Source organism: Pseudomonas sp. WS 5503 (assembly GCF_012985385.1).
Classification (GTDB): Bacteria; Pseudomonadota; Gammaproteobacteria; order Pseudomonadales; family Pseudomonadaceae; genus Aquipseudomonas; species Aquipseudomonas paracarnis.
The window spans coordinates 612,027-632,262 of the sequence record NZ_JAAQWI010000002.1 but is presented as its reverse complement, the minus strand read 5'-3'; the positions used below and the strand labels follow the sequence as shown (position 1 = coordinate 632,262).

At 56.7% G+C, this 20,236-nt stretch carries 20 protein-coding genes; 16 read left to right on the top strand and 4 right to left on the bottom strand.

Features of this window, described 5'->3' with window-relative positions; translation table 11 throughout:
- Positions 1-31: 31 nt before the first annotated feature.
- Positions 32-1,549, bottom strand: coding sequence for a chromosomal replication initiator protein DnaA (dnaA, locus tag HBO10_RS08655; protein WP_034129187.1), 1,518 nt, complete (start codon positions 1,547-1,549; stop codon positions 32-34).
- A gap of 585 nt (positions 1,550-2,134) precedes the next feature.
- Between dnaA and rpmH the strand changes: the two genes are divergently transcribed.
- The 5 genes from rpmH to mnmE all read left to right on the top strand — a co-directional run bounded on the left by rpmH (position 2,135) and on the right by mnmE (position 6,063).
- Positions 2,135-2,269 carry a 50S ribosomal protein L34 gene (gene rpmH, locus HBO10_RS08650; RefSeq protein ID WP_003213577.1) on the top strand — a complete coding sequence of 45 codons (135 nt, stop codon included), beginning with the start codon at positions 2,135-2,137 and terminating at the stop codon, positions 2,267-2,269.
- A 16-nt stretch (positions 2,270-2,285) separates the two neighbouring features.
- Positions 2,286-2,690, top strand: a complete 405-nt coding sequence (gene rnpA, locus HBO10_RS08645) for a ribonuclease P protein component (RefSeq protein WP_003177079.1) — start codon at positions 2,286-2,288, stop codon at positions 2,688-2,690.
- Complete coding sequence (gene yidD / locus HBO10_RS08640) at positions 2,683-2,928, top strand: membrane protein insertion efficiency factor YidD (protein ID WP_019816912.1); 246 nt, start codon at positions 2,683-2,685, stop codon at positions 2,926-2,928. The genes rnpA and yidD overlap by 8 nt, the downstream gene beginning before the upstream one ends.
- 2 nt (positions 2,929-2,930) lie before the next feature.
- Positions 2,931-4,613 carry a membrane protein insertase YidC gene (gene yidC, locus HBO10_RS08635; RefSeq protein WP_034129186.1) on the top strand — a complete coding sequence of 561 codons (1,683 nt, stop codon included), beginning with the start codon at positions 2,931-2,933 and terminating at the stop codon, positions 4,611-4,613.
- 79 nt (positions 4,614-4,692) lie between these two features.
- Positions 4,693-6,063 (top strand): tRNA uridine-5-carboxymethylaminomethyl(34) synthesis GTPase MnmE, encoded by a 1,371-nt coding sequence (mnmE, locus tag HBO10_RS08630; RefSeq protein WP_034129185.1) that lies wholly within the window; start codon positions 4,693-4,695, stop codon positions 6,061-6,063.
- Between the two features lie 18 nt (positions 6,064-6,081).
- Here the strand turns inward: mnmE and HBO10_RS08625 are convergent, their stop codons facing one another.
- From HBO10_RS08625 to HBO10_RS08615, 3 genes are all read right to left on the bottom strand, one after another.
- Positions 6,082-8,517: a TonB-dependent siderophore receptor gene (locus HBO10_RS08625; RefSeq protein ID WP_034129184.1), complete on the bottom strand. Its 2,436-nt coding sequence runs from the start codon at positions 8,515-8,517 to the stop codon at positions 6,082-6,084.
- 90 nt (positions 8,518-8,607) lie between these two features.
- A complete protein-coding gene (locus HBO10_RS08620; protein ID WP_034129183.1) occupies positions 8,608-9,552 on the bottom strand; it encodes a FecR domain-containing protein in 945 nt (314 codons plus the stop codon).
- A complete protein-coding gene (locus HBO10_RS08615) occupies positions 9,552-10,058 on the bottom strand; it encodes a sigma-70 family RNA polymerase sigma factor (protein ID WP_034129182.1) in 507 nt (168 codons plus the stop codon). The genes HBO10_RS08620 and HBO10_RS08615 overlap by 1 nt, the downstream gene beginning before the upstream one ends.
- 541 nt (positions 10,059-10,599) lie before the next feature.
- Between HBO10_RS08615 and mnmG the strand changes: the two genes are divergently transcribed.
- The 11 genes from mnmG to atpG all read left to right on the top strand — a co-directional run bounded on the left by mnmG (position 10,600) and on the right by atpG (position 20,217).
- Positions 10,600-12,492, top strand: coding sequence for a tRNA uridine-5-carboxymethylaminomethyl(34) synthesis enzyme MnmG (mnmG, locus tag HBO10_RS08610; protein ID WP_034129260.1), 1,893 nt, complete (start codon positions 10,600-10,602; stop codon positions 12,490-12,492).
- Entirely contained in the window at positions 12,489-13,133 is a 645-nt protein-coding gene (gene rsmG / locus HBO10_RS08605) for a 16S rRNA (guanine(527)-N(7))-methyltransferase RsmG (RefSeq protein WP_003195893.1), read from the top strand. The genes mnmG and rsmG overlap by 4 nt, the downstream gene beginning before the upstream one ends.
- An 18-nt stretch (positions 13,134-13,151) precedes the next feature.
- Positions 13,152-13,949 carry a ParA family protein gene (locus HBO10_RS08600; RefSeq protein WP_005792605.1) on the top strand — a complete coding sequence of 266 codons (798 nt, stop codon included), beginning with the start codon at positions 13,152-13,154 and terminating at the stop codon, positions 13,947-13,949.
- A 9-nt stretch (positions 13,950-13,958) separates the two neighbouring features.
- The gene (locus HBO10_RS08595) at positions 13,959-14,831 is read left to right on the top strand and encodes a ParB/RepB/Spo0J family partition protein (protein WP_003195890.1); all 873 of its coding nucleotides are present in this window, start codon (positions 13,959-13,961) and stop codon (positions 14,829-14,831) included.
- A 148-nt stretch (positions 14,832-14,979) separates the two neighbouring features.
- The gene (locus HBO10_RS08590; RefSeq protein WP_034129181.1) at positions 14,980-15,387 is read left to right on the top strand and encodes a F0F1 ATP synthase subunit I; all 408 of its coding nucleotides are present in this window, start codon (positions 14,980-14,982) and stop codon (positions 15,385-15,387) included.
- Positions 15,388-15,403: 16 nt separating this feature from the next.
- Complete coding sequence (atpB, locus tag HBO10_RS08585) at positions 15,404-16,273, top strand: F0F1 ATP synthase subunit A (protein WP_003195886.1); 870 nt, start codon at positions 15,404-15,406, stop codon at positions 16,271-16,273.
- 133 nt (positions 16,274-16,406) lie between these two features.
- Positions 16,407-16,664: a F0F1 ATP synthase subunit C gene (gene atpE, locus HBO10_RS08580; RefSeq protein ID WP_002555987.1), complete on the top strand. Its 258-nt coding sequence runs from the start codon at positions 16,407-16,409 to the stop codon at positions 16,662-16,664.
- 56 nt (positions 16,665-16,720) lie between these two features.
- On the top strand, positions 16,721-17,191 hold the full coding sequence (locus HBO10_RS08575) for a F0F1 ATP synthase subunit B (protein ID WP_003195835.1): 471 nt from the start codon (positions 16,721-16,723) through the stop codon (positions 17,189-17,191).
- Between the two features lie 12 nt (positions 17,192-17,203).
- The gene (locus tag HBO10_RS08570) at positions 17,204-17,740 is read left to right on the top strand and encodes a F0F1 ATP synthase subunit delta (protein WP_003195833.1); all 537 of its coding nucleotides are present in this window, start codon (positions 17,204-17,206) and stop codon (positions 17,738-17,740) included.
- A 21-nt stretch (positions 17,741-17,761) separates the two neighbouring features.
- A complete protein-coding gene (gene atpA, locus HBO10_RS08565; RefSeq protein WP_003195831.1) occupies positions 17,762-19,306 on the top strand; it encodes a F0F1 ATP synthase subunit alpha in 1,545 nt (514 codons plus the stop codon).
- Between the two features lie 50 nt (positions 19,307-19,356).
- Positions 19,357-20,217 carry a F0F1 ATP synthase subunit gamma gene (gene atpG / locus HBO10_RS08560; RefSeq protein ID WP_003233565.1) on the top strand — a complete coding sequence of 287 codons (861 nt, stop codon included), beginning with the start codon at positions 19,357-19,359 and terminating at the stop codon, positions 20,215-20,217.
- The last annotated feature ends 19 nt before the right edge of the window (positions 20,218-20,236 follow it).

Sequence of the window (20,236 nt, the reverse complement as noted above, 5' to 3'; positions counted from 1 at the left end):
TCCCTTGCCTTAATAAGCTGCGCTGGTGTCATCACGTAGTCAGTGTACGCAGCAGGTTCTTGTAGTCCTCGCGAATATCCGCGTCGGATTCCTTAAGTTCATTGATCTTGCGGCATGCGTGCAAGACCGTGGTGTGGTCGCGTCCGCCGAACACATCACCGATTTCCGGCAGGCTGTGGTTGGTCAACTCCTTGGAGAGGGCCATGGCAACCTGGCGTGGACGTGCGACCGAGCGCGAACGGCGCTTGGACAGCAGGTCGGAAATCTTGATCTTGTAGTACTCGGCCACGGTGCGCTGGATGTTATCCACACTCACCAGCTTGTCCTGCAAGGCCAACAAGTCTTTCAAGGACTCGCGAATCAGCTCGATGGTGATATCGCGGCCCATGAAGTGCGAGTGAGCGATGACCCGCTTGAGCGCGCCTTCCAGCTCACGCACGTTGGAACGGATGCGTTGGGCGATGAAGAACGCAGCATCGTGCGGCAGATCGACTTTAGCCTGGTCGGCCTTCTTCATCAGGATCGCAACACGGGTTTCCAGCTCCGGTGGCTCGACTGCAACCGTCAGGCCCCAGCCGAAACGCGACTTCAGACGTTCTTCCAGGCCTTCGATTTCCTTCGGATAACGGTCACTGGTCAAGATGACCTGCTGGCCACCTTCGAGCAGGGCGTTGAAGGTGTGGAAGAACTCCTCTTGGGAACGTTCCTTGCGGGCGAAGAACTGAATGTCATCGATCAACAGGGCATCAACGGAGCGGTAGAAACGTTTGAACTCGTTGATTGCGTTGAGCTGCAAGGCCTTGACCATGTCGGCCACGAAGCGCTCCGAATGCAGGTAAACCACCTTGGCATTCGGGTTCTTCTTTAATAGGTGGTTACCAACGGCGTGCATCAAGTGCGTCTTACCCAAGCCCACGCCGCCATAAAGGAAGAGCGGGTTGTAACCATGCTTGGGATTATCGGCGACCTGCCAGGCGGCCGCTCGGGCCAGTTGGTTGGACTTGCCTTCGACAAAGTTCTCGAAGGTAAAGGTGCGGTTCAGGTAACTGGTGTGCTTGAGCGCACCTTCTACCTGCACAGTACGTTGCTCGGAGCGCACAGGTGCCTGTTGGGAGCTGGCACCGGCCATCGGGTCGAAGCTGTCGCGGGACGGCTCCTCATTCTCTGGCGCATTTTTGCGCGAGGACGGCTTGGACGGCGCAGCTGCCGGTGCAGGTGCTGCGGCGACAGGCGCCACAGCGGCCTGGGCTTGCGACGCGGCGGCGGCCAATGGCGCATTCGGCGCGGCGCGGGGAGCCGAGCTGCGCTTGCTGCCTATTAATAGGGAGAGAGCAGGAGCCAGACCGTTGCCATGTTCATCGAGCAATTCGAGAACGCGGCCCAGGTACTTCTCGTTGACCCAGTCGAGGACAAAACGATTGGGCGCATAGACACGCAACTCGTCGCCTTCGGCTTCGACCTGTAGCGGACGGATCCAGGTGTTGAATTGCTGGGCAGGCAGCTCATCGCGCAAAAGCTCCACGCACTGCTGCCAAAGTTCCACTGACACGGATATCCCCTAAGTTGAAAGCCGGTGAGGCAAAAACAGCCGCCATTGTAGCGGCCAGCCGTCCACTTATCCACATGTAGGTTGCTCACAGGCCAGCCAAAATCAATGCCTTAACCGCTAAAAAGGCGACCAGTGGTCTGTGCATAAGCTCTGTGGATAAACCCACCTGAGCTCGTTGCACAAGTGGGGTCAAAAGTCTGTGGGTAACTGGCCTGTGGATAACTACCCGTTCCACACACAGCTTATCCGATAGCGCAGCACAGGCAGAGCACCGCTTCTCCCCCGTGTTGTCATTCTCTGTACAACGCGTGGAACAAGGGCTCAAAGCAGTTATCCACAGATGATCGCGTCCCTAGCTTTTATAAGCTTTACAGAAAAGCTTTAAATAACTTCCTTCTTTATTTTTATATCTATCGCCTGCCAGATGGAAGCCAAACGGAGAGAAGGTCGTCAGAACCCCGTCGACATCTAATTAAAGGAAAAGCTGGTTGGAAATTGACCTAGAGGCTTGCTTTCTCTAGAATCGCCGGTCTCTTAAAACGGGGGCCATTCCGGCCCGTTGTGGACGAACCAGGTAACAACGCCATGAAACGTACTTTCCAACCAAGCACCATCAAACGCGCCCGTACTCACGGCTTCCGTGCTCGCATGGCTACCAAGAACGGCCGTGCTGTCCTGTCGCGTCGCCGCGCCAAAGGTCGTGCGCGTCTGGCAGTTTGATAATCCGGTACTGGTGGTGAGTCAGGACTTCAGTCGGGAAAAGCGTCTGCTAACCCCCCGGCATTTCAAGGCAGTCTTTGACTCCCCCACCGGCAAGGTTCCGGGGAAAAATCTCCTGCTCCTTGCGCGTAACAACGATCTTGATCACCCCCGTCTCGGGTTGGTGATCGGCAAGAAGAGCGTAAAGCTCTCCGTTGAGCGCAATCGCCTCAAGCGTCTGATGCGCGAATCGTTTCGGCTCCACCAGGACACTCTGGTTGGTTGGGATATTGTTATCGTCGCGCGCAAAGGCTTGGGTGATGTAGAAAACCCCGAATTGATTCAGCATTTCGGCAAGCTCTGGAAACGTTTGGCGCGTACCCACAAGCCAGCACCAGCAGTCAGCACCGAAACTGTAGGGGTAGACAGCCTTGATGCGTAAACTGGCAATCGTTCCGATCCAGTTTTATCGCTATGCCATTAGTCCTCTGATGGCCAGTCACTGTCGTTTCTACCCCAGTTGTTCCTGCTACGCGTTAGAGGCCATAGAAAATCATGGTCTTCTGCGCGGTGGCTGGCTGACCTTTCGTCGTTTAGGTCGCTGTCATCCGTGGAATCCCGGTGGTTATGACCCGGTTCCACCTATCCCTACCTCCCGTTCTTCTTCGATGGCCGAGTAATCATGGATATTAAACGCACAATCCTGATCGTCGCCCTGGCAATCGTGTCCTATGTCATGGTCCTTAAATGGAACCAGGACTACGGTCAGGCTGCCCTGCCGACTCAGAATGTTGCTACCAATCAGGCTGCGCCGGCTATTCCGGACACCCCGCTGGGTAACAATGCGTCCGCGAGTGCCGATGTACCCAGCGCGAATGGCGAGACAAGTGCCCCGTTAGAAACGCCAGTGGTCACCAACAAAGACCTCATCCACGTGAAAACGGATGTGCTCGAGTTGGCTATCGACCCACAGGGTGGTGATATCGCACAGCTGAAGCTGCCGCTGTATCCACGTCGCCAAGACCATCCGGATGTGCCGTTCCAACTGTTTGATAACGGCGGTGAACGTACTTATCTGGCACAAAGCGGCCTGACCGGTACCAATGGTCCGGATGCACGTGCTACCGGTCGTCCGGTTTATTCGACCGAACAAAAGACTTATCAACTGGCAGACAGCCAGAACCAGTTGAACGTCGACCTGAAATTCAGCCTCGACGGTGTCAACTACATCAAGCGTTTCAGCTTTACCCGCGGTTTGTACGATTTGAAGGTCACTTACCTGATCGACAACACCAGCGACAAAGCCTGGAGCGGCAACCTGTTTGCCCAGCTCAAGCGTGACGCCAGCTCCGATCCGTCTTCCAGCACCGCCACCGGTACCGCCACTTACCTGGGCGCCGCCCTGTGGACAAGTAACGAGCCGTACAAAAAAGTGTCGATGAAAGATATCGACAAGGGCACGCTGAAAGAAACCGTCCAAGGTGGCTGGGTAGCGTGGCTGCAGCACTATTTCGTGACCGCCTGGATTCCGAACAAGGGTGACGCGAACCTGGTTCAAACCCGCAAGGACAGCCAGGGCAATTACATCATTGGCTTCACTGGCCCGGCGTTGACCGTCGCTCCAGGTGCCAAGGCTGAAACCAGCGCTACCCTGTACGCCGGCCCTAAAAGCCAGGCGGTACTGAAAGAGTTGTCCCCAGGCCTGGAATTGACTGTGGACTACGGCTTCCTGTGGTTCATTGCCCAGCCGATCTTCTGGCTGTTGCAACATATCCACAGCATCGTGGGTAACTGGGGCTGGTCGATCATCTTCCTGACCATGCTGATCAAAGGGCTTTTCTTCCCTCTGTCGGCAGCCAGCTACAAGTCGATGGCGCGTATGCGTGCCGTGGCCCCGAAACTGGCCGCGCTGAAAGAACAACATGGTGATGACCGGCAGAAAATGTCGCAGGCCATGATGGAGTTGTACAAGAAAGAGAAGATCAACCCGCTGGGTGGATGCTTGCCGATTCTGGTACAGATGCCGGTGTTCCTGTCGCTTTACTGGGTATTGCTGGAAAGCGTTGAAATGCGCCAGGCGCCGTTCATGCTGTGGATAACTGACCTGTCGATCAAAGACCCGTTCTTTATCCTGCCGATCATCATGGGCGCGACCATGTTTATCCAGCAGCGTCTGAACCCAACCCCGCCGGATCCGATGCAGGCCAAGGTAATGAAAATGATGCCAATCATCTTCACCTTCTTCTTCCTGTGGTTCCCTGCTGGCTTGGTACTGTACTGGGTGGTCAACAACGTGTTGTCGATCTCTCAACAGTGGTACATCACACGTAAAATCGAAGCGGCTACCAAAAAAGCCGAGGCGTAATTTACTCTGTGGATAACCACTCAAGACGCCCCCTAGTGGGGCGTTTTGCTTTCCGTCACTTTTGTTCTGGAACATGCTGATGAGCGCTCCTCGTGAAACCATCGCTGCTGTCGCTACCGCTCAAGGTCGGGGCGGCGTCGGCATCGTTAGAATTTCCGGGCCATTGGCGGGCGTGGCAGCCAGGGCCATCAGCGGCCGGGAGCTGAAACCCCGTTATGCCCATTACGGCCAGTTCCTGGATGCCGACCACAGCGTATTGGACGAGGGGCTGGCCATCTATTTTCCAGGGCCTAACTCGTTCACTGGTGAAGATGTCCTTGAACTACAAGGGCACGGTGGTCCTGTGGTGTTGGACATGCTGCTGCAGCGCTGCTTGCAATTGGGTTGCCGCCTGGCCAGACCAGGGGAATTCAGCGAACGCGCATTCTTGAACGATAAGCTCGACCTGGCCCAGGCCGAAGCTATCGCCGATTTGATCGAAGCCAGTTCTGCACAGGCTGCACGTAACGCATTGCGTTCGTTGCAGGGGGCTTTTTCCCTGCGTGTGCATAACTTGACCGAGCAACTGATCAGCCTGCGCATCTACGTCGAAGCCGCGATTGATTTTCCGGAAGAAGAAATCGACTTCCTGGCGGATGGCCACGTATTGGAGATGCTGGATAAAGTCCGCGCTGAGTTATCCACAGTGCTGCGCGAAGCCGGGCAGGGCGCCTTGCTGCGCGATGGAATGACGGTGGTGATTGCCGGCCGACCAAATGCCGGTAAATCCAGCCTGCTCAATGCTCTGGCAGGGCGCGAGGCGGCCATCGTCACCGAGATCGCCGGCACTACCCGGGATATCTTGCGCGAGCATATCCACATAGACGGTATGCCGCTGCACGTGGTCGACACCGCTGGTCTGCGCGACACCGACGACCAGGTGGAAAAGATCGGCGTGGAACGTGCGCTCAAGGCGATCAGCGAAGCCGATCGTGTGTTGCTGGTAGTGGATGCCACTGCACCGGAAGCTGTGGATCCTTTTGCCTTGTGGCCGGAATTTCTTGAACAACGGCCAGACCCGGCCAAAGTCACCTTGATCCGTAACAAGGCCGACCTTACGGGTGAAGCCATCGCCCTGGAAACCAGTGAAGATGGCCACGTCACTATCAGCTTGAGCGCGAAATCGGCGGGTGACGGTCTGGAGTTGCTGCGCGAGCACCTTAAAGCCTGCATGGGCTACGAACAGACGTCGGAAAGTAGCTTCAGTGCGCGGCGCAGGCACCTGGAAGCGTTGCGTCATGCCAGCGCGGCTCTGGAGCACGGGCGGGCCCAGCTGACCTTGGCGGGGGCTGGGGAGCTGCTGGCTGAAGATCTGCGTCAGGCGCAGCAGCTGTTGGGCGAAATCACCGGCGCTTTCAGCTCGGATGATTTGCTGGGGCGGATTTTCTCCAGCTTTTGCATTGGCAAGTAACCGAGTTATCCACACCGTCTACCAGTTGTAAGACACCGTACCGAGCAAGGTACGGCTGTCGCCCCAATAGCAACGCCCCGCATCGTTGCAACCGGATACATATTTCTTGTCGAACAGGTTCTTGGCGTTCAGGTCCACCGACCAGTGTGGGTTGATCTGATAACCCAGTGCCGCATCCACTAAGGTGACGCTTCCTGCGTCCAGCTTCCCGTAGAGCGTAGGCGGGGTGTAGGAAAAGGTACTGTCGAAATAGCGCACCCCGCCGCCCAGGGAGAAACCCTTGAGTTGGCTGTCGAGAAAGCGATATTTGCCCCACACCGAAGCCTGGTTACGCGGCACGCCTGTCATCTGATGGCCTTCTACCAGCGAAGTGGCCGAATCCTTGGTTATCCGGGCGTCAGTGTAGGTATAGGCCGCCGTCACGTTGAAGTTGGAGCTGATGTTGCTGTTGACCTCTACTTCCACGCCCTTGGCGCGACTTTCACCGACTTGGCGATAGCTGTTGGTGGTGGCATCGAGGTAGGTATCGTCCTGCTTGCGCAGGTCATACACCGACACGGTCATCGCCGTATCCCAGCCGATCGGTTCGTACTTAACGCCCACTTCATATTGGCTGCTGGTGATCGGTTTCAACGGCGAGCCGGCGTTGGAGATCTGCTGCACGGGGACAAACGCGGTGGAATAGCTGACATACGGCGTAAGGCCGTTGTCGAACTGGTACATCACCCCGCCCTGGTAAGTGAACTTACGATCCTGTGAGTTGATATTGCTCGATGGCTTGACCTTGTCTCGGTAATCGCTGTCGACCCAATCCTGGCGGCCTCCGAGCAGAAAGAGCCAATGGTCGTATTTGCTTTGGATCTGTGCATAAACCCCTTTCATCTGCTGTTCAAGCAAAGTGTTTTGCACTGCCAGGGGAGTGAGCGGGTCGCGCAGGTACATTGGGTTATACACATCGATGGTGCCGGCGAAACCCGCATCCCAGTCTTGATTGAACGAGGTTCGGTCATAGCTGGCGCCCAATAGCACTGTGTTTTCCACACTGCCCAACTGGAACTTGCCTTCGAGCTGGTTATCCAGGGAATAGACCATCGCTTTGTTGTAGCGGTCATAGGCGTTTATGTTCAGCCGGGTGCCGAAGCCACCGTTATTCAATGAGCCAGGCCAGGTTTCGTGCCGGTTGATGCGTGACTGCATATAGCGCGAGTTCTGACGGAACTGCCAGTCATCATTGAAGCTGTGGCTGAACTCATAGCCGGTGCTCCACGCTTCGCGTTCAAAGGTGTTCCAGTCCGGATTGCCCAGCAGGGTGTGTTTGGACAGCTTCCCGTTGGGATTTGTAAGCAGCGTACCGGCGGCGGGTAGGCCAAGTTCCAGGTTGGTATGGTCTTTCTGGTAGTTGGCCAGCAGCGTCAGGGTGTTGTAGTCGCCGAAGTTCAGGGTCAGGGATGGCGCGATATATAGACGATCGTCCGGGACGTGATCGGTCTGTGTGTCGGATTTACGCCCCAGCATCACCACCCGGCCCAGGATATTGTCACTGTCGTTGAGCGGGCCCGAGATATCCACACCCAACTGGCGTCGATTATTCGAACCATAACTCACCTGCACCTCGCCTTGCGGGGTTGCAGTCGGGTGTTTACTCACCAGATTAACCAAACCACCGGGTGCGTTTTCACCGTAGAGCAGGGAAGACGGACCGCGGAAAATCTCGACCCGTTCCAGGCCGTAGGGTTCGCTGGTGGTGTCGTATCGATTGCCTTGCACCCGCAGGCCATCTCGCAGCAGGCCGTAGCCGTAATCCGTGGCGTTGAAACCGCGAATGAAAAACAGATCGCCTGCCAAGCCGTCGCCCGCCGCGAACGGTGGGGCGAAGATTCCCGGTACGTAGCCCAACACGTCTGTCAGGGTTTGAGATTTCTGGTCCTTGATACGCTGGCCAGTGACAACGGACACCGAACGCGGAGTCTCGGACAGCGGTGTGCTGGTCTTCGTGCCGATCCGGCTGTTCTGCGCCTTGTAGCCTACATCCCCGGCGATCTCTTGATTGAAGCCGCCCTGTTGATAAGTGCTCACAGTGGTCGGTGCCAACGTGAGTCGGCCAGCAGGGGCCGCCTGTAATACATAGCTGCCGGGAGCTTGTGCGACCGCCTGCAGGTCCGAGTTCTGCAGCAGCAGCGCAAAGCCCTGGTCCACCGAATAGTCACCTTGCAGCCCCGGCGTATTCAAACGCGCGGTTTGCTGGGGGGAGAAGGACAGAATCACATTGGCCCTGGCAGCAAACTGGCTCAACGCATTGTCCAGCGGGCCAGCGGCAATTGCATAGTGTTGCGTTGCGCTGGTGGCCATGACGGTGGTGGATAACAACACACCGGTCGTAGCGGTGATGAACTGCAGACCGTACGTCATGCCATGGCAGGAAAGTCGTTTGCGGAGCGGGGTGGGAAGGCGCATAGGTGAGTAAGCCCTGAAGGTAGCGTCGTGATTACCTGTAGGGCCGCACCAGGTCAAAAAAAGATAACCCTCTGTGGATTATTTTTTCGATCAGCCGATCCGGGTGACCGACACCCAATAGCGCGTAAAGTATTTCACTTGAATCGGCAGGCTCGCTTGCAGGTTAGTGAGGACGGCATCGGTTGAGTCCAGACGGAAGGTTCCGGAAACGCGTAGGCCTGCAGAGGCTGGGTCGCAGTGCAATACGCCCGGCCGATAGCGCGCCAACTCATCGATAACTTCTCCCAGCCGAGCATCGAGCACGATCAGTTGGCCATCGACCCAGGCGGCCTGTACTCCGCCATATCGCTGGGCAGCGCGCACATTGCGCCGATCAAACTCTGCGCTCTCACCCGCGCCAATAGTGCGGCGAAGTTCGGGTTGGTCGCCGGGGGATATCTCAACCCGTTCTTCCAAGACACCAACCCGCGTGGCGTCCGGCAGTTGGCGCACAGTAAACCGAGTGCCCAGCGCCTGGACCCGGCCTTGGCGAGTTTCGACATAAAACGGTAAGTGCCCACCGCGTGTGCCGGTGTGGATAAGTACTTCACCCTCGCGCAGACGGATCAAACGTTGTCGCCCATCAAATGCCACATCGATAGCGGTATGAGTATTGAGATTGATCTGCGTGCCATCCGCCAGCTCGATGCGTCGCCTCTGGCCCACCGACGTGCGGTAATCAGCCCATACGTTGCCCAGCGACGTATGTTGCTGGACGTTCCACCCCAGATAGCCACTGCCGCCGAGCACCAGCATCCACTTGAGGACCTGGCGCCGCTGTTGCGTGGTGGACAACGCGCGGCGTGTGAGGTCAGGGGACAGGGCACCAAGGCTGCGCTGCAACTGCTCCATCTGGTTCCAAGCCGCCTGGTGGGATGGGTCACGATTAAGCCACTGCTGCCAGGCTTGATGTTGTGCGCGCGTCGGTGGTTGCGACTGAAATTGCACGTACCAACTGGCAGCGGCCTCGAACGTCTTGCGGTCGGGGCTGACCATTACCGGCTGGCCATGATCAGGGAGCATTCGGTGAGGGCGCGGATCATGTGTTTCTTCACCGTGGTCAGCGATACCTGCAGTTGATCGGCGATCTGTTGATAAGTCAGCCCTTCAATTTGTGCGAGCACGAAAATTCGCCGTGCCCGCTCACCCAGGCCGGACAGCGCTTTATCCACAGCCACCAGGGTTTCGATGATGATTGCCTTGTCTTCTTCACTGATAGCTGTGGTTTCGGGACGCTCTGCCAGGGTTTGCCTGTAGGCCTGCTCGATGGCGTGCCGCCGATAGCGGTCAATCACCAGGCCCCTCGCGATGGTGGCCAGATAGTCCCGTGGTTCACGGATCTGCGCTGCGTGACATCCACCGAGCATGCGCACGAACGTATCGTGGGCCACATCGGCTGCATCGCTGGCGTTATGCAATTTTCCCTTGAGCCATCCGCGCAACCACGAATGGTGCTGTTCATAGATGTGCTGGACCGCTGCGGTATGTGAGGAGGAAGGCATAGGCGCGACAAGGTAGGTTAATGATAATCGCTATTATTAACTGGCCCAGTGTTTTCCCACAATAGATCTGTTTTTGTCCCACCCAGGATTAATTCCCAGCTTTGCCGTGGACGAAATCGGCCGTTTCTGTGGATTAAGCCCTGTGAATAACAGCGGTTGTGCCCAGTTGATAACAGGGCCTGAAACCTGAGTAAAAACCCACCTGTGGATAACCAGTCGTTTAATCCACAGGCTTAAAGCACTTATCCAAAGGCCTCATCGGCAGATGACCACAACGTTTTGAATCGCTGTACACATTGAAAATAAAGGCCTTCAGAGATCTATCCACAGAAATATTGCTCAGTATAAATAAACATAAAAACAAAGATTTAATAAATTTCTCTCTTTTAATTTCTATTGTCTGTGATTCATCCACAGCTGGTTAAATTTTGTGCAAAGGGTTCTTTAGGAAGGGCGAAGTCCCTATACTTGCCGCCAAAGCTGTAGAACCCTTTCAACAAACAATTCCTGATTACCTACATAAGCAGGCACGAGGTGCGTGGTGGATTTCCCTTCCCGTTTTGAAGTGATCGTCATCGGCGGCGGTCATGCCGGTACCGAGGCAGCACTGGCGTCAGCACGCATGGGCGTAAAAACCCTGTTGCTGACGCATAACGTGGAAACCCTCGGTGCCATGAGTTGCAACCCCGCAATTGGCGGGATTGGCAAAAGCCATCTGGTCAAGGAAATCGATGCCCTTGGCGGGGTAATGGCGATGGCCACCGACAAGGGTGGTATTCAATTTCGCGTGCTCAACAGCCGCAAAGGCCCGGCCGTACGTGCTACCCGGGCTCAGGCCGACCGCATCCTGTACAAGGCAGCGGTACGCGAAACCCTGGAAAACCAGCCGAACCTGTGGATATTTCAGCAGGCCGCCGATGACTTGATCGTCGAGCAGGACCAGGTACGCGGTGTCGTTACGCAAATGGGTCTGCGTTTTCATGCAGATTCGGTCGTACTGACCACGGGCACGTTCCTCGGCGGACTTATCCACATCGGTATGCAAAATTATTCCGGTGGTCGTGCCGGTGACCCGCCGTCGATTGCCTTGGCAAAACGTCTGCGTGAACTACCGCTGCGCGTCGGCCGTTTGAAAACCGGAACCCCGCCACGCATTGATGGGCGTTCTGTGGATTTCTCGATGATGACCGAGCAAGCCGGCGACACGCCGATCCCGGTCATGTCGTTCATGGGTTCCAAAGAACAGCACCCGAAACAGGTCAGCTGCTGGATTACCCACACCAACGCCCAAACCCACGAAATCATTGCCGCGAACCTTGATCGTTCGCCGATGTATTCCGGGGTGATCGAAGGCATTGGCCCGCGTTATTGCCCGTCGATCGAAGACAAGATCCACCGCTTTGCCGACAAGGAAAGCCACCAGGTCTTTATCGAACCCGAAGGCTTGACCACCCACGAGCTGTACCCCAACGGAATTTCCACTTCGCTGCCGTTCGATGTGCAAATCCAGATCGTGCAGTCGATTCGCGGTATGGAAAACGCGCACATCGTGCGTCCGGGCTACGCCATCGAGTACGACTACTTCGACCCGCGCGACCTGAAATACAGCCTGGAAACCAAAGTGATCGGCGGCCTGTTCTTCGCCGGCCAAATCAACGGCACTACCGGTTATGAAGAAGCCGGGGCCCAAGGTTTGCTGGCCGGGACCAACGCAGCATTGCGTGCACAAGGCAAAGACAGCTGGTGCCCGCGTCGCGATGAAGCCTACATCGGCGTATTGGTCGACGACCTGATTACCCTGGGTACCCAGGAACCGTACCGGATGTTCACATCTCGGGCGGAATACCGCCTGATCCTGCGCGAAGACAACGCCGACCTGCGCTTGACCGAAAAAGGTCGCGAGCTGGGCCTGGTCGATGACGCCCGCTGGGCGGCCTTCTGCAAAAAACGCGAAAGCATTGCGCTCGAAGAACAGCGTCTGAAAAGTACCTGGGTTCGCCCGGGCACGGAGCAAGGCGACGCAATTGCAGAAAAATTCGGCACGCCGTTGACCCATGAGTACAACTTGCTCAACCTGCTTTCCCGCCCGGAAATCGACTACGCTGGTCTGGTCGAAGTGACTGGCCAGGGCGCAGAAGACCCACAGGTTGCCGAACAGGTTGAAATCAAGACCAAATACGCAGGCTACATTGATCGCCAGCAGGACGAGATCGCTCGGCTGCGCGCCAGTGAAGACACCAAACTGCCTGTGGATATCGACTACACCGGAATTTCCGGGTTATCGAAAGAAATTCAAAGCAAGTTGGGGATAACTCGGCCGGAAACCCTCGGGCAGGCTTCACGTATCCCTGGCGTCACTCCGGCAGCCATCTCGCTGTTGATGATTCATTTGAAAAAACGCGGCGCGGGCCGTCAGTTGGAGCAAAGCGCTTGAGTTCGTTGGTCACCTCGCAACACGCCGAAGAGTTATCCACAGGAGCGCGCCAGTTGGGCGTAGCCCTGACCGAAGCCCAGCATGAGCTACTGCTGGGCTACCTGGCCCTGTTGATCAAATGGAACAAGGCTTACAACCTGACAGCAGTGCGTGACCCAGACGAGATGGTGTCGCGGCATTTGCTCGACAGCCTCAGCGTGATGCCGTTTATCGAAAATGGCCGTTGGCTCGATGTGGGCAGCGGCGGCGGCATGCCTGGCATCCCGTTGGCGATCCTGTTTCCCGAGTCCCACGTGACCTGCCTGGACAGCAACGGCAAGAAAACCCGCTTCCTGACCCAGGTCAAACTCGAACTCAAGCTGGATAACCTGCAAGTTATCCACAGTCGTGTCGAAGCATTCACGCCTGAACTGCCTTTCAACGGGATCGTGTCTCGGGCGTTCAGCAGCATGGAGAACTTCAGCAACTGGACACGCCACCTGGGCGACCGTGATACCCGCTGGTTGGCAATGAAGGGCGTTCATCCAAGCGACGAGCTGTTAGCATTGCCGGCAGACTTCCACCTCGATAGCGAACACGCCTTGGCCGTACCTGGTTGCCAAGGCCAACGCCATCTGCTGATACTGCGCCGCACGGCATGATTGGGAACACAAGCAAGAATGGCTAAGGTATTCGCGATAGCGAACCAGAAAGGTGGCGTGGGTAAAACCACCACCTGTATCAACCTCGCAGCATCCCTGGTCGCGACCAAGCGTCGGGTGCTGTTGATCGATCTCGATCCACAGGGCAACGCCACCATGGGTAGCGGTGTGGATAAACACGGCCTGGAAAACTCGGTCTACGATTTGCTGATTGGCGAATGCGACCTGGCCCAGGCCATGCACTATTCCGAGCACGGCGGTTACCAACTGCTGCCGGCCAACCGCGATCTGACCGCGGCGGAAGTGGTGCTGCTGGAAATGCAGATGAAAGAAAGCCGTCTGCGCAGCGCCCTGGCGCCCATTCGCGAAAACTACGATTACATTTTGATCGACTGTCCACCGTCGCTGTCGATGCTCACGCTTAACGCGCTGGTTGCCGCCGATGGGGTAATTATCCCCATGCAGTGCGAGTACTTCGCTCTCGAAGGCTTGAGCGACCTTGTGGATAACATCAAGCGAATTGCCGAGCTGCTCAACCCGAACCTGAAAGTCGAAGGCCTGCTGCGTACGATGTATGACCCGCGCCTGAGCCTGATGAACGATGTGTCGGCGCAGCTCAAGGAACACTTTGGCGATCAGTTGTACGACACCGTGATTCCACGCAACATCCGCCTGGCCGAAGCGCCAAGCTATGGCATGCCCGCGCTGGCGTACGACAAATCCTCGCGTGGTGCCATTGCCTACCTGGCATTGGCTGGCGAGATGGTTCGCCGCCAACGCCGTAATTCACGCACCGCTGCAGCCCAGCCAACTTAAGGAATCCCCATGGCCGTCAAGAAACGAGGTCTCGGACGTGGACTGGATGCACTGTTGAGTGGTCCGACCGTCACATCGCTTGAAGAACAAGCGGTGCAGGCCGACGAGCGCGAGCTGCAGCACTTGCCGCTGGACCTGATCCAGCGGGGCAAATACCAGCCACGTCGGGACATGGACCCCCAGGCCCTGGAAGAACTGTCCAACTCGATCAAGGCCCAGGGCGTGATGCAGCCCATCGTGGTGCGCCCCATTGGCGGTGGCCGCTTTGAGATCATCGCCGGGGAGCGCCGCTGGCGTGCCAGCCAGCAGGCCGGCAAGGAAACCATCCCGGCGATGGTGCGCGATGTACCGGATGAAACCGCGATCGCCATGGCGTTGATCGAGAATATCCAGCGTGAAGACCTCAACCCGATCGAAGAAGCGATTGCGTTGCAGCGTTTGCAGCAGGAATTCCAGCTCACCCAGCAACAAGTGGCCGAGGCAGTGGGCAAGTCTCGCGTCACCGTGTCCAACTTGTTGCGTTTGATCGCGCTGCCGGAAGTGATCAAGACCATGTTGTCCCACGGCGACCTGGAAATGGGCCATGCCCGTGCGTTGCTCGGTTTGCCGGAAAATCAACAGGTTGAAGGGGCGCGACACGTTGTCGCACGAGGCCTGACCGTGCGTCAGACTGAAGCGCTGGTGCGCCAGTGGCTCAGCGGCAAACCTGCACCGGTCGAAACCGCCAAACCTGATCCGGATATCGCGCGACTCGAGCAGCGCCTGGCCGAGCGCCTGGGCTCTGCGGTGCAAATTCGTCACGGCAAGAAGGGCAAAGGGCAATTGGTCATCGGATATAACTCCCTTGACGAGCTTCAAGGCGTCCTTGCCCACATCCGCTGAAACATTTGCTTATGTAGCGCGTGATCGGAAATCACTACCCGACAGTTGAATAGGGGCTGAACCGCCCCTATACTCTGCGCGCATTTTGTCGGCACAAATTATGCCAAGTTATTGATTTCCGGCAGCCGACCATTGAGGAGCAAGAGTGATGGAAACCCGCACGCCAAACACGTTGCCGTTCCATCGCTTGGCTGTTTTTCCGGTTCTAATGGCTCAATTTGTCATTTTGCTGATCGCCGCATTGGCGCTTTGGTATTGGCATGGAGTCGTAGCCGGGTATTCAGGACTCTGCGGAGGCCTGATAGCCTTGCTGCCCAATATGTATTTTGCTCACAGGGCCTTTCGGTTTTCCGGCGCCCGAGCAGCCCAGGCTATCGTCCGGTCTTTTTATGCCGGCGAGGCGGGGAAACTGATTTTGACGGCAGTGCTGTTTGCACTGACCTTTGCAGGTGTGAAGCCATTGGCGCCGCTGGCTGTATTCGGCGTCTTCGTGTTGACCCAACTGGTCAGCTGGTTCGCTCCCCTGCTAATGAAAACAAGACTTTCGAAACCTTAGGGCGTTTGAGGCAACCATGGCAGAAACAACCGCTTCGGGCTATATCCAGCACCACTTGCAGAACCTGACCTTCGGTCAGCTTCCTAATGGCGGCTGGGGCTTTGCCCACACCGCAGCAGAAGCCAAAGAAATGGGTTTCTGGGCTTTCCACCTGGATACTCTGGGTTGGTCGGTCGCATTGGGCCTGATCTTCGTTCTGATTTTCCGCATGGCGGCAAAGAAGGCGACTTCCGGTCAGCCAGGTGCTTTGCAGAACTTCGTTGAAGTATTGGTCGAATTCGTCGATGGCAGCGTGAAAGACAGCTTCCATGGCCGTAGCCCGGTGATTGCACCGCTGGCACTGACCATCTTCGTCTGGGTGTTCCTGATGAACGCCGTCGACCTGATTCCGGTGGACTGGATTCCTCAGTTGGCCATGGCGATCTCCGGCGACCCGCACATTCCATTCCGCGCCGTATCCACCACTGACCCGAACGCCACACTGGGCATGGCTCTGTCGGTATTCGCGCTGATCATTTTCTACAGCATCAAGGTCAAGGGCATCGGCGGCTTCATCGGCGAACTGACCCTGCACCCGTTCGGCAGCAAGAACATCTTCGTTCAAGCCCTGCTGATCCCGGTGAACTTCCTGCTGGAATTCGTCACCCTGATCGCCAAGCCGATTTCCCTGGCTCTGCGACTGTTCGGCAACATGTATGCCGGCGAGCTGGTGTTCATTCTGATCGCTGTGATGTTCGGCAGCGGTCTGCTCTGGCTTAGCGGCCTGGGCGTAGTTCTGCAGTGGGCGTGGGCTGTGTTCCACATCCTGATCATTACCCTGCAGGCCTTCATCTTCATGATGCTGACCATCGTCTACCTGTCGATGGCGCACGAAGAGAACCATTAAGACCAGTCTCGACTAGTCTGATGTCCTTCCCGGTCAAACGGGAAGGTGGCCCAACAGGGCTATGAAACGATTTGTTTTACCGCTTTAAAATCTAAAAAACCTAAACCATACGACGTAAAAGTCGGGAGGAAAGATGGAAACTGTAGTTGGTCTAACCGCTATCGCTGTTGCACTGTTGATCGGCCTGGGCGCCCTGGGTACTGCCATTGGTTTCGGCCTGCTGGGCGGCAAATTCCTGGAAGGCGCAGCGCGTCAGCCAGAAATGGTCCCAATGCTGCAAGTTAAAATGTTCATCGTCGCCGGCCTGCTCGACGCCGTGACCATGATCGGCGTTGGTATCGCACTGTTCTTCACCTTCGCGAACCCCTTCGTTGGTCAACTCGCTGGCTAATCACTCGACTTTTCGAGTGATTGGGGTGATGGACAACGAATGAGCGAGGTGTTGGCGTGAACATTAATGCAACCCTGATTGGCCAATCCGTTGCGTTCTTCATTTTTGTAGTGTTTTGCATGAAGTTCGTGTGGCCTCCGGTCATCGCGGCTTTGCACGAACGTCAGAAGAAGATCGCGGATGGTTTGGACGCTGCCAGCCGTGCAGCTCGCGACCTGGAGTTGGCCCACGAGAAAGTGGGTCAGCAACTGCGCGAAGCTAAAGCACAGGCAGCCGAGATCATTGAGCAAGCCAAGAAACGCGGTAACCAGATCGTCGAAGAGGCTGTTGAAAAAGCCCGCGTCGAAGCTGACCGTGTGAAGGCTTCGGCTCATGCCGAGATCGAACAGGAACTGAACGGTGTCAAAGACGCGCTGCGTGCCCAACTGGGTGCTCTGGCCGTTGGCGGTGCTGAGAAGATCCTCGGTGCCACAATCGATCAAAACGCGCACGCGGAGCTGGTTAACAAACTGGCTGCTGAAATTTAAGCGAGGGCGATCATGGCAGAACTGACCACGTTGGCCCGACCTTACGCTAAGGCAGCCTTCGAGCACGCCCAGGCCCACCAGCAGCTGGCCTCTTGGTCAGCCATGCTCGGCCTGGCTGCAGCAGTGTCGCAAGACGACACCATGCAGCGCGTGCTCAAGGCCCCGCGCCTGACGAGCGCAGACAAGGCCGCCACTTTTATTGAAGTGTGCGGCGACAAGTTTGATGTGAAGGTGCAGAACTTCATCCACGTCATTGCCGAAAACGACCGTCTCCCGCTATTGCCGGAGATCGCCGCTCTGTTCGACCTGTACAAGGCCGAAGCAGAGAAATCGGTAGACGTTGAAGTGACCAGTGCTTTCGCATTGAACCAAGAACAGCAAGACAAACTCGCCAAGGTTCTCAGTGCACGACTCAATCGGGAAGTGCGCCTGCAAGCTTCGGAGGACGCATCGCTTATTGGTGGTGTTGTTATCCGTGCCGGCGACCTGGTTATCGATGGCTCGATTCGCGGCAAAATCGCGAAACTTGCCGAAGCATTGAAATCTTGAGTTTGAAGGGGCAGCAGAGCAATGCAGCAACTCAATCCTTCCGAAATAAGTGAAATTATCAAGGGCCGCATCGACAAGCTCGATGTGACCTCCCAAGCCCGTAACGAAGGCACTGTCGTCAGCGTATCTGACGGCATCGTGCGGATTCACGGTCTGGCCGACGTAATGTACGGCGAGATGATCGAGTTTCCGGGCGGCGTCTACGGTATGGCCCTCAACCTGGAGCAAGACTCCGTAGGTGCCGTTGTATTGGGCGCGTACACCAGTCTGGCTGAAGGCATGAGCGCCAAGTGCACAGGCCGCATCCTGGAAGTTCCGGTTGGTAAGGAACTGCTGGGTCGCGTAGTCGACGCACTGGGTAACCCTGTTGACGGTAAAGGTCCACTGGGCAACACCGAGACCGACGCGGTCGAGAAAGTTGCTCCAGGCGTGATCTGGCGTAAGTCGGTAGACCAGCCTGTACAGACTGGCTACAAGGCTGTCGATGCCATGATCCCAGTCGGCCGTGGCCAGCGTGAGCTGATCATCGGTGACCGTCAGATCGGTAAAACCGCTCTGGCGATCGACGCGATCATCAACCAGAAAGACAGCGGCATTTTCTGCGTCTACGTAGCCATCGGTCAGAAGCAATCGACCATCGCCAACGTGGTTCGCAAGCTGGAAGAAAACGGCGCCCTGGCCAACACGATCATCGTGGCTGCCAGTGCTTCGGAATCTCCTGCGCTGCAATTCCTGGCACCGTACTCCGGCTGCACCATGGGTGAATTCTTCCGCGACCGCGGTGAAGACGCGCTGATCGTTTATGACGATCTGTCCAAGCAAGCAGTGGCTTATCGCCAGATTTCCCTGCTGCTGCGCCGTCCACCAGGCCGTGAAGCTTACCCAGGCGACGTGTTCTATCTCCACTCCCGTCTGCTGGAGCGCGCATCCCGCGTTTCCGAAGAGTACGTAGAGAAGTTCACCAACGGCGCAGTGACCGGCAAAACCGGTTCCCTGACCGCACTGCCGATCATCGAAACCCAGGCTGGCGACGTTTCCGCGTTCGTTCCGACCAACGTGATTTCCATCACCGACGGTCAGATCTTCCTGGAATCGGCCATGTTCAACTCGGGCATCCGCCCTGCAGTGAACGCCGGTGTTTCGGTATCCCGTGTGGGTGGTGCCGCTCAGACCAAGATCATCAAGAAGCTCTCCGGTGGTATCCGTACCGCTCTGGCTCAGTATCGTGAACTGGCGGCATTCGCCCAGTTCGCTTCTGACCTGGACGAAGCGACCCGTAAGCAACTTGAGCATGGTCAGCGCGTTACCGAGCTGATGAAGCAGAAGCAATACGCCCCAATGTCGATCGCTGACATGGCGTTGTCGCTGTATGCCGCTGAGCGTGGGTTCCTGACCGACGTTGAAATCGCCAAGGTCGGCAGCTTTGAACAAGCGCTGATTGCTTACTTCAACCGCGATCACGCCGAATTGATGGCGAAGATCAACGTGAAGGGTGACTTCAATGACGATATCGACGCTGGCATGAAAGCCGGTATCGAGAAGTTCAAGGCCACCCAAACCTGGTAAGCCGCAGCGGGAGCCGCAAGGCTCCCGCTTGCTAACCTGATAGGTGTTACATGGCAGGCGCAAAAGAGATTCGCAGTAAGATTGCGAGCATCAAAAGCACGCAAAAAATTACCAGCGCCATGGAAAAAGTGGCGGTCAGCAAAATGCGCAAGGCACAAATGCGCATGGCTGCTAGCCGTCCTTATGCGGAGCGTATCCGCCAGGTAATTGGGCATCTGGCCAACGCCAACCCGGAATACCGCCACCCGTTCATGATCGACCGCGCCGTCAAGCGTGTGGGTTATGTGGTAGTGAGCAGTGACCGTGGTTTGTGCGGTGGTCTGAATACCAACCTGTTCAAGGCCCTGGTCAAGGACATGGCGGTAAACCGCGAAAACGGCGTCGAGATTGATCTGTGTGTTGTTGGTAGCAAGGGTGCGGCCTTTTTCCGCAACTTCGGCGGTAACGTCGTTGCAGCTATCAGCCACCTGGGTGAAGAGCCGTCGATCAATGATTTGATCGGCAGTGTGAAGGTGATGCTGGATGCTTACCTGGAAGGCCGTATTGATCGCCTCTCCGTGGTATCCAACAAGTTCATCAACACCATGACCCAGCAGCCAACCGTGGAGCAATTGATTCCACTGGTGGCGACTCCGGATCAGGAACTCAAGCACCACTGGGACTACCTCTACGAACCAGACGCCAAAGAGCTGCTTGACGGCTTGATGGTGCGCTACGTGGAGTCGCAGGTGTACCAGGCGGTGGTCGAGAACAACGCAGCTGAACAAGCGGCGCGGATGATCGCGATGAAAAACGCTACCGATAACGCCGGTGATCTGATCAGCGATTTGCAGCTGATCTACAACAAGGCGCGTCAGGCTGCGATCACCCAAGAGATCTCGGAAATCGTCGGCGGCGCTGCCGCGGTTTAACGGTTCAAATATTCAGAGG